5 protein-coding genes and 1 pseudogene are annotated in these 9,943 nt (G+C 77.1%); 4 read left to right on the forward strand and 2 right to left on the reverse strand.

The genetic code is table 11. The features are described from left to right. The 4 genes and pseudogenes from J7I94_RS33815 to J7I94_RS33830 form a co-directional block, all read left to right on the forward strand. Positions 1-1,031, forward strand: a pseudogene (locus tag J7I94_RS33815) (hypothetical protein); the annotation flags it as partial. Between the two features lie 53 nt (positions 1,032-1,084). Further along, positions 1,085-2,116, forward strand: a complete 1,032-nt coding sequence (locus J7I94_RS33820; RefSeq protein ID WP_215173480.1) for a MoxR family ATPase — start codon at positions 1,085-1,087, stop codon at positions 2,114-2,116. After that, a complete protein-coding gene (locus J7I94_RS39115; protein ID WP_285442766.1) occupies positions 2,106-7,184 on the forward strand; it encodes an SAV_2336 N-terminal domain-related protein in 5,079 nt (1,692 codons plus the stop codon). Before J7I94_RS33820 ends, J7I94_RS39115 begins: the two co-directional genes overlap by 11 nt. Positions 7,185-7,398: 214 nt before the next feature. Further along, the gene (locus tag J7I94_RS33830; RefSeq protein WP_215173482.1) at positions 7,399-8,436 is read left to right on the forward strand and encodes a rod shape-determining protein; all 1,038 of its coding nucleotides are present in this window, start codon (positions 7,399-7,401) and stop codon (positions 8,434-8,436) included. Positions 8,437-8,452: 16 nt separating this feature from the next. Here J7I94_RS33830 and J7I94_RS33835 read toward each other — a convergent pair whose 3' ends face one another. Together J7I94_RS33835 and J7I94_RS38810 are read right to left on the reverse strand one after the other, a co-directional pair. Continuing rightward, positions 8,453-9,418, reverse strand: coding sequence for a sensor histidine kinase (locus J7I94_RS33835; protein WP_215173484.1), 966 nt, complete (start codon positions 9,416-9,418; stop codon positions 8,453-8,455). After that, positions 9,415-9,765 carry an STAS domain-containing protein gene (locus J7I94_RS38810; protein ID WP_308114818.1) on the reverse strand — a complete coding sequence of 117 codons (351 nt, stop codon included), beginning with the start codon at positions 9,763-9,765 and terminating at the stop codon, positions 9,415-9,417. Before J7I94_RS38810 ends, J7I94_RS33835 begins: the two co-directional genes overlap by 4 nt. Positions 9,766-9,943 lie beyond the last annotated feature (178 nt).

A 9,943-nucleotide genomic window follows, 5' to 3' on the forward strand; every position in this document is an offset into this window, starting at 1 on the left:
GCCACCGATCCGCGGACGACCGGTACCCCGGCCACCGGTCCGCGGACGACCGGTACCCCGGCCACCGGTCCGCGGACGACCGGTACCCCGCCCACCCGTACCCGGCCGACGGCCGCACCGCCCGCCCGCACTCCGCCGACAGCCTCCACCAGGAGCCGGCCGAACGGGCCCCGGGCGGGCCGGCCGGGGCGTCCGCGCCCGCCCCCGGCCCGTCCTGGGCCCCCATCGTCGTAGAACTCGTCCGCAGCGGCGCCGGTCCCGACCAGGTCACCGTGGAGGTGTCCGCCTACCGCGGCGGGCACCGCCGTCCGGTGGGCACCCGCCGGCTGCCGCAGGACGCGGTACGTTCCTACGTCCAGGACCGGGTGGACGAGGCGTTCAACCACCTCGACCGCGACGCCGAGGCGTTGATCACCTTCGTGCTGCCGGCCGAGTGGCTGAACGAACCGGTGGCGCACTGGGCGTGCAGCGCCTACGACTCCACCCCGCTGGGCTGCGCGCACCCCCTGGTCGTCGCGGAGCGCTCCCGGCACCGCAGCGGCCGGCTCCGCCACGAGCTGGCCAAGCGGTGGCAGGAGCTGGACGGCGCGTCGGGCGTCCGGCTGCACCGGGTGGAGTGCGGCACCCGGGAGAACTCCCGCAGCCTGCGCCCGCGGCTGCGGGACGCGGCGCTGGCCGGGTTCGCCGCCCCGCCCGCCGCGGTGAAGGAGCACTTCGCGACCGGCCTGCACTTCCCGGTCCCGGTCCTGCTGTGGCGCCGCTCGGACTGCCCCGACGACGACCACGGCCACCACGGCGACCGCGGCGGCCCGTGCGCCGGTACGGCGTTCCTGGACCGGCTCACCGAGTCCGTCGACGGCGTGCCCCCGGCCGAACTGCCGCGCCGGGTATTGGACTTGCGCGAGGAGGCGTACGCGGCCGACGATCCGGAGGGGCACTGGGCGCGGGAGGTGCAGTTGCTGTGGGACGACCCGCGCTGCTTCTCCGAGCCCGCCGCCTGCCTGCACTCGCCCGTCGCACCCATCGGTTGACGAACCACCCGCCGGGCCGCACCGCCGCGCCCCGAACCCGAAAGAGAAACCCCATGGCCCTGTGGCCCGTCTACACCGGAGCGACGCAACCGCACGACGGCATCACCCGGCTGCCCCCGCCGCCGCCGTGGCGAGCCTTCGACGGGCACCCCGTGCTCGAACCGCCCGACGAGCACGACGACGCCGCCGCCACCTCGCCCGACCGCACCCACCGCGCCCGCACGTACCAGGCCACCGAGGAGACGGTGCAACTGGTCAACGCGGCCCTGTACCTGCGCCGTCCGCTGCTGGTCACCGGGCCGCCCGGGACCGGCAAGTCGTCGCTGGCGTACGCCGTCGCCCGCGAACTGCGGCTCGGCCCGGTCCTCAGGTGGAACATCACCAGCCGCAGCACCCTGCACGACGGGCTCTACCAGTACGACCCGCTCTCCCGGCTCTACGCGGCCCGGCAGGCGGCGAAGGAGGACGGCGGCCCCGGGGCGGCCTCCGGCGCCGGCGTCGAGAACCATCTGCGGCTCGGCCCGCTGGGCACCGCGCTGCTCCCGTACGCCCGGCCCCGGGCCCTGCTCATCGACGAGATCGACAAGAGCGACCTGGACCTGCCCAACGACCTGCTGAACGTGCTGGAGGAGGGCCAGTACGAGATCCCCGAACTGGTGCGCGCCGCCCGCGACGTCCCGGACGGGCGGGCCGAGGTGATGGCCGACGGCACCGACCGGCGGGTCCCGGTGCGGCACGGCCGGGTGCGCTGCCACGCCTTCCCGTTCGTGGTGCTGACCAGCAACGGCGAGCGCGAGTTCCCGCCCGCCTTCCTGCGCCGCTGCGTCACCCTGCGGCTGCGCCAGCCCGACGACCGGCACCTCGCCGAGATCGTCCGGGCGCACCTGGGCGAGCCGGACGCCTACGCCCGGCAGCTCATCGACCGGTTCCTGTCCCGGGTGGGCAGCGGCGACCTCGCCACCGACCAGCTCCTCAACGCCATCTACCTGGCCCGTGCCTCCGGTCTGGCCGCCGGCTCCCTCGACGAACTGGCCGAGCAGCTGATGCCGTACCTGGGACAGTCCCCGCAGCCGCATGCCTTCTGACCCCTCCGGCGTACCGGAGCCCGTGGCCCGCCTGGCCGACGTCCTCGGCCGGGCGGCCTCCGGCACGCGCCCGACCCCGCTGGAGCTGGCGGAACTGCTGTGGCTGGCCGGGCACATGGCGCCCGGCCCGGACCACACCGTCCCGTCCCCGGCGTCCCCGCCCGCACGGCCCCCGGACGCCCCCGCGCCGGCCGCCCCGCCCCCGCCGCGCGCACCGGAGACGGACGCCCGCCCGCAGCAGCGGCAGCCGCCGTCCCCGCCCAGCCCGCCGGCCCCGCCGCGCGCCCCGCTGCACCTGCCGTCCCGGACCCCGGCGTCGGGGACGGAGGAGGCGGCGACGGGAACGCCGGAGGCCCGGCCGCACGCCGCCGTGCTGGCCCCGGCGCCGCCGATGCTGCCGCACCCGCTGGCCCTCCAGCGTTCCCTGCGCCCGCTGCGGCGCCGTACCGACGCGCCCGCCGTCCGGGAGGTCGACGAGGCGGCGACCGCCGACCGCATCGCCCGGCTCGGCGCCGACCCCCGCTGGTGGCTGCCGGTCATGCGCCCCGCCCGGGAACGCTGGCTCAGGCTGAACCTGGTGTACGACGACGGGCCGACGATGCCGGTCTGGCGTCCGCTGGTCCGCGAACTGCACACCGCCCTCGCCCAGTCGGGCGTCTTCCGCGCGGTCACCCTGCACCGGGCGCTGCCCGACGGCACGGTGGCCGGTGACGGCGTGCACGCCGTCGCCGACGGCCGGACCGTCACCCTCCTGATCAGCGACTGCATGGGCCCGCAGTGGCGGGCCGGACCGGCCGGCACCCGCTGGTTCGCCGCGCTGCGCCGCTGGGCGCGCCGGATGCCGCTGGCCGTCGTCCAGCCGCTGCCCGAACACCTGTGGCGGGACACGGCGCTGCCGCCGGTCGCCGGCCGGCTGTCCGCCCCCTACCGGGCCTCGCCCAGCGCCGCGCTGACCTTCACCCCGTACGACACCGCCGAGGACGCCCCGCCCGAGGGCGCCGTGCCCGTGCCGGTCCTCGAACCCGGCCCCGAGTGGCTGGCCAACTGGGCGGCGCTGGTGGCCGGGCCGGGCGGCGCGGGCCATCCCGGCGCGGCGGCGGCGCTGCTGCGTCCGCTGCCCGCCGACGCCGACGACCGCACCGACGTGGCCCGGCTGCCCGCCGAGGACCTGGTGCTCAGGTTCCGGGCGACCGCGTCCCCGGAGGCGTACCGGCTGGCCGGGCACCTCGCACTGGGGAGGCCTGACCTGCCGGTGATGCGGCTGGTGCAGGCCGCCGTGGAACCGGAGCCGCGCCCCGCGCACCTGGCCGAGGTGATCCTCAGCGGCCTGCTCTCCGCCCTGCCGGGGCCGCCCGGTTCGTACGCCTGGCGGCCCGGCGTCCGCGAGCTGCTGCTGCGCGGGCTGCCGCGCACCGCCCGCGCCCGCACCCGCGACCTGCTGCTGCGCACCGGCGACCTGATCGAGGAGCGGGCGGGCCGGTTCCCCGGCGAGATCCCCGCCCTGACCCCGGCCGCGAACGGCACCGAGACCGGCCCGCGCGGCGAGGCGATCGCCGAGATCAGCGAGCGCGGCGCCCGGTGGCTGAGCGGCGTCGGCAACACCGGCATGGTCCGCACGCCGCAGCCGCCCCCCGGCCGGCCGGCCGGCCGCTACCGGCTGATCCGGCGCCTCAACCCCACCGGCCGGGTGTGGCTCGCCGAGGACACCGAGACCGGCCGGACGGTGACGGTCCGGCGGCACGACCCCGTCACCGACCGGGCCCGGCGCGAGGCGTTCCTGCGCGACGCCCGCCTGCTGCGGGAGATCCGGCACCCGAACGTGGTCGCCGTCCTCGACGCCGGCGTGGACGACGACACGCCCTACGTGGTCATGGAACACCTCGACGGCATCGCCCTGAACACCCTGACCCGCCCCTACGGCAACCGGCTGCCCGCGCCGCTGACCGTGGGCGTCGCCGCGCAGCTGGCCCGGGCGCTCACCGCCGTCCATCAGGCGGGCACCGTGCACGGCGCGCCGGAGCTGTCCCGGCTGGTGCTGCTGCCGGACGGCACGGTGCGGCTCAGCCTCTTCGCGCCGGGCCGGGGCGGGCGTCCGGGCGGCCGGTCGGAGGACCTGCGCGCGCTGTGCGAGGTGGTGCTGCTGCTGACGTCGGGCACCTCGCGGCTGACCGTGCCCGTAGACTCCCGGCGGCTCGTCCTGCTGCCGCCCGCCCTGCGCGGCCCGTTCGCGCACGCCCTGGACCTGCTGATGTCCCCGTCGCTCGGGGCGCAGCTCCAGGGCCGGGACCTGCTCACCGACCCGGAGCTGCCCCGGCTGGCGCGGGAGGCGTACGACCAGCGGTTCTACTACGCCCTGGGCCCGCTGCGCGTCGAGGGGCCGCAGGGCTCCCCGGAGCTGCCTCCGGACGCCGGCGCGCTGCTCGCCGTACTGCTGCTCAAACACGGCCGTACGGTCACCCACGAGGAGCTGCGGTACGGCCTGTGGGACCCGGCCGACGAGCCGCGCGACTGGCGGTCCCGGGTGCGCCGGGCGGTGGAACGGCTGACGGAGGCGCTCGGCCCCGGCGTGCTCGCCACCCCCTCGCACGGGTACGCGCTGCACACCAGCGCCGACTTCGTGGACGTGGTGCACTGCGAGGAACTGGTCCGGGCGGCCGACCGGGCGCAGACGGCGGGCGCCGACACCGAGGCGCGGGAGCTGGTCGCCGAGGCGCTGGCGCTCTGGCGCTCCGGCGACCCGCTCCCCGGGCTGCCCGGCCCGGCCGCCCGCACCGCCCGGGGCCGCCTCCAGCAGCTCCGCCTCGCCCTGCACGCCCGGCTCGCCGGGCTGGACCTGGCGCTGGGCGACGCCGAACGGGCGGCCCGCAGCCTGGCCGGCCTGCTGCGCACGCACCCGCTCCACGAGACCTTCCTCCGCCTCCACCTGATCGCGCTGCGCCGCCTGGGCCGCCTCGACGAGGCGCTGGACGCGTACGAGGAGTACGAGCTGTCCGGCGGCGGCAACCCGGAGCTGCTGGCCCTCGGCCGGGAACTGCGCCAGGACCACGCCGTACCGGTGGACGGTCCCGCGGCCTACCAGGGCGACGCGACGGACGGGTCCCCGGACGTGGCCGCGCCGGACGAACTGCCGGAGGGCCCGTTCCCGACGGAGGACGACCGGTGGACGCCGCTGCTGTCGGAACCGGAGGACCTGCCGGAGGAACTGCCGGACGAGGCGGCCGGCGCCCTGCCGCGGACCGGGGACGCACCGCGGACGCCGGTCGGCTACCCGCCGTTCGACCCGGAGGACCGGGCGGACACGGAGGACGCGGAGCACGAGGAGGACCACGAGGACCACGAGGACCACGAGGACCACGAGGACGAGGAGGACGAGGAGGTCCTGGACGGGCCGGAGTTCCCCCCGGAGGAGTACGACGAGACCGACCACCACGCCTGCGTCCGCTACACGCTGGCCGACGGCCCCCGCGGCGCGGAGGCGCGCGCGGCGCTCACCGCGCTGGTCGCCGACCTGCTGGCGGACAGCGGGCTGGACGGCGACGCCTACCGGCTGCCGCCCGCGGACCCCGAAGGCTCCAGCGGCGTCCTCGTACGGCTGGAGCCGCGGGTGCCGGCCGTGGAACTGCTGCGGGCGACCGTCGACCGGCTGCCCGGGCGGCTGGCGCGGCTGGGCGGGCTGCGGCTGCGGGCGGAGTTCTGGCAGGTGGAGTTCCGGCCGGACGGCGGCGAGGAACAGGTCCTCCGGGCCGGCCCCGAGGCCGTGGCAGCGGCCCTGGACGCCTCCGGGGCGCAGGCGGTCGTCGCCGTGTCCGACGCGCTGTACTACGACGAGGTGGCCGACGAGGGCTTCTTCTTCCCGCCGCAGGCGTTCCGTCGGCTGGACGACGAGACGGGCTGGTGCCACCTGGTGCCGGGCACCGCCCGGACGCACCCCGCCGGGCACCCGGTGCGGGGCCCGTTCCCGATGCCCGCCGACGGCTGGGTGCCGCCGCCGCGCGACGCGTCCGAGGCCGTGGTGGTGCTGCTGCCCGACGGCACGCCGCTGGGGCCGGACGCCGCACGGGTCCGCGCGGCGTCCGCCGCCGAACGGGCCGGCTGGCGGTACTGCGAGGTCGACCTGCGGACCCGTCACCTCGTCGTCGACGCGGCGTCCGGCGTGGCGGCGACCTGGCGTGTCGAGGACCCGGTGCGGGCCGCGGCCGGGCCCGGTCCGGCGGTCCTGCTCACCGACGCACTGCGCCGCGCCCGCCGCGCCGCGGGCGACGGTCTCGCCGCCGCCCTCGCGCGGTCCGCCGTCCCCGGCTACTCCGTCGACTGGACCGTTCCGCCGCCCGTGATGGCCGGCGGCCACCGCGCCAAGCCCGCGCCGGAGCCGCTGATCACCGGCGCCCGCTGTGTGCTGCTCGGCTTCGACGACGTGGTGGCGCGGCTGTACCGGCCGGGCGCGGAGCGCGAGGTGCTGCTGGACATCGCGCGGCTGGTCGTCGACGACCGCGACCCCGAGGAGGCGTTGTCCGGGGTGCCGCCGCTGCCCGGGGACGGACTGCGGCCGGAGGGGTACGCCGGGACCCTGGACTTCGTCCGGGCGCTGGCCGGGCACCGCGTCGACACCGACGTACGGCAGCGGCTGGCCCGGCACGAGGAGCGGGCGGCGCGCACGGCGCGGGCCACCCCGCTCGCGGGCCGGCTGATCCGGGCGCTGCACGTGCGGGAGGTGCCGGTCGCCGTGGTGACCGACCGGGCGGCGGCGCCGGTCACCGCGTATCTGCGGCGCCGGGAACTGCTGGACCGGGTGACCGGTGGGGTGCACGGCCGGGAGGCGGACCTCACCCGGCTCATGCCGGACCCGGACGTGCTGCACCGGGCCCTGGAAACGGTCGGCGCCGCGCCCGGCGAGTGCGTGCTGGTCGGTTCCTCCGTGGCCGAGCAGACGGCGGCCCGTACCGCCGGGCTGCCGTTCATCGGCTATTGGCGCTCCGAACGCGTCCGGCGCGAGCTGCGCGCCGCGGACCCCGGCACCCCCCTCGTACCGGACCTGCGCGCGCTGCTCACGGCGGCGCAACAGCGCTGACGGGACGCCGCCCGACGGTGCCGTCACGCCTCACCGCACCCGCCACCGCCCACCCGGCGCCCGCCGCCCCCGGCGGTGCCGACGCCACGACCGCCCGTTCAGCGGCCCCCCGCCCGGCCCCCTCGGACAGGCGCCGGTCCGGGTCCGCCCGCACGATGCCAGGGAGGCCGGCCGTCCGCCGGCCCCACGGTCTGCGCTCTCGGGAGGATCTGCCATGACCGCCACTCTGGAGCAGCTGCGCCGCTGCCACTTCGCCGTCGACCTCGGGGCGGCGCGGACCCGCGTGTACGTCAAGGGCGCCGGGCTCGTCGTCGACCAGCCGTCCGCCGCCGCCGTCAACACCCGTACCGGCGCGCTGATCGCGGTCGGCGAGCTGGCGGAGAAGATGACCGGCCGCACCCCCGACTACATCCGGGTCGTCCGGCCCGTCTCCGGCGGCACGATCGTCGACATCGAGATGGCCCAGCGGATGCTGCGGCACCTGCTCGGCGACAAGGTGCGCCGCTCGCTGCGCCGCAAGCCCCGGCTGCGGGCGGCGGTCTGCACCCCGCACGGCGCCGATCCGCTGGCCCAGCGGGCCGCCGTCGAGACGCTCGTCGGACTCGGCGCCCGCCGGGTGGAGCTGGTCGACACGCTCATCGCCGCGGCGGTCGGCTGCGGACTGCCCGTGGAGCAGCCCGAAGCCACGATGATCATGGTGTGCGGGGCGCACGCCACGCAGCTCGCGGTGCTCTCCCTCGGCTCGATCGTGACCGCCGCGCGCATCCCGGTCGGCGGCGAGGCCGTCGACCACGCGATCGTCCAGCACCTGCGCCACCACCACGAACTGGTGCTGCCCAGCCAGTCCGTACGGCCGCTCCAGGTCGCCCTGTGCGGCAACGGGCTCACCGCGCAGGGCCCCGCCTCCACCGAGATCCACGGCCGGGACGTGGCGACCGGCCTCGCCCGCAGCGTGCAGGTGGACACCGCCGCCGTGCGCAACGCCATCCAGACGCCGCTGACGGCGGTCCTGGACGGGCTCGGCAAGGTGCTGCGGGACTGTCCGCCGGACCTGGTCGCCGATCTCGCCGACCGCGGGATCATGATGGTCGGCGGCAGCGCCCTGCTGCCCGGCTTCGACCAGATGCTGCGGCAGGCGACGGGCATGCCGGTGCACATCGCCGAACGGCCGGACATCTGCGCCGTACAGGGCCTGGGCACCATGCTGGAGGGCCAGGTCGAGCCGCTGGACCTGCACGCGACCGCCGACTGACGTCACGGCCCGCCGGTCACACGGCGAACCAGCAGCGCACCGCCGTACCGTCCGGCCCGGTGTGCACCCGGACCAGGTCCGACACGAGGTTGACCAGCAGCAGGCCACGGCCGCCGCGCTGGTCGCGGGCGGCGGGCCGGCGCCCGGCCAACGGGTCGGCGAGCCGCCCCTTGTCCCGCACCTCGCACACCACGTACCCGTCCTGCGTCCACACCCGCAGCACACCGGCGCCGCCGCCGTGCACCACGCTGTTGGTGGTCAGCTCGGCCGTGACCAGTGCCAGGTCGTCGAGCCGGACCCCGGTGAGGCCGAGCCGCGCGGCCTCGGCGGTGGCCGTGTGCCGGGCGTCCGGGAGCGTGTCGGCCAGGAAGGAGACGACCGGCACGTCCGGCGCCGGCGGCAGCGGCTCGTTGTAGCGGGCGACGACGCCGGAGGGGTCGTAGGCGGCGCTGACCGACTCCGCGCGGGACCCGGCCGGGATGACCACCGGGTGGGTGGCATGGGCGTCGGCGAGGACGTGCGCGTCCAGGCCCACGGCGTCGTACGGGCACAGGATGGTCACCGCGCGGCCCCGGAAGGCGTCGTTGATCAGCGCCTCGTGCTGGGCGCAGGCGGGGTACTCGGTGCCGCTGCGGCCGGCCCAGATCGGCTCGCCGATGATCCGCACCCGGCGGCCGGACGGCTGGGCGTCGGCGAAGGCGCGCAGCACGCCGGGGATGATCCGGCCGGGGTTGCGTCCGGCCTCCCGCATGTCCAGCAGCCGTACCCCGGCGGCGTCGGAGCCGAGCGCGTCGCGGATCAGGTCGAGCCGCTCGCCGGGGACCGCCACGGCGACGGGCTCACCGCCGGCCAGGCCCTCGCGGACGAAGGGGACGGTACCGGCCAGGTACTCGTCGTCGCCCCGGTAGAAGAGCGCGGGGTGGACGAAGTCGCCGTCGCCGGGTTCCGGCGTGCCGGCGGTCGGTTCGGTCACGGTACTCATGACATCGACACCTCGATCGCCGGCTGGTCGGGCCAGAACATCTCCAGCACCCGTCGCAGTGTGGCAGGCGGCCGGTGCAGCACGAGCCGCCGGCCCTCCGGGAGCCGGCGGGCGGCGTCCGCGAGGGTGTGCGCCCCGTCCACGTCGACGAACGTCACACCCGACATCTCCACATGCACGTCGCCACCCTCACGCACCGCCTGTTCCAGCGCCCGCTGCCATGTCTCGCGTGTCGTCAGCACGATCTCCCCCGCTGCCCGCACGCCTTCGCGCCCGGGCAGCGGGGACACCGTCAGCCCCGGCGCCGCTCGCACGGACCCGGACGACGCCTCGCCCTGAGTGCCCACTGTGTTCTCCCCTACTCCCGGACCAGGCGCCCCTACCCAGCTCCCACCGGGCCAACCCCCGTAGGCGGGTGTACCCGCGCGAACGACGGGCAGGCGCACTTGCGACACCGATGCGGACCGAGAAGGCGGTGACATGACCTCAGCGGCACCACGTCTGACGGACAGGCCGGCCGGCCTG

The organism is Streptomyces sp. ISL-12 (assembly GCF_018614415.1).
Lineage (GTDB): Bacteria > Actinomycetota > Actinomycetes > Streptomycetales > Streptomycetaceae > Streptomyces.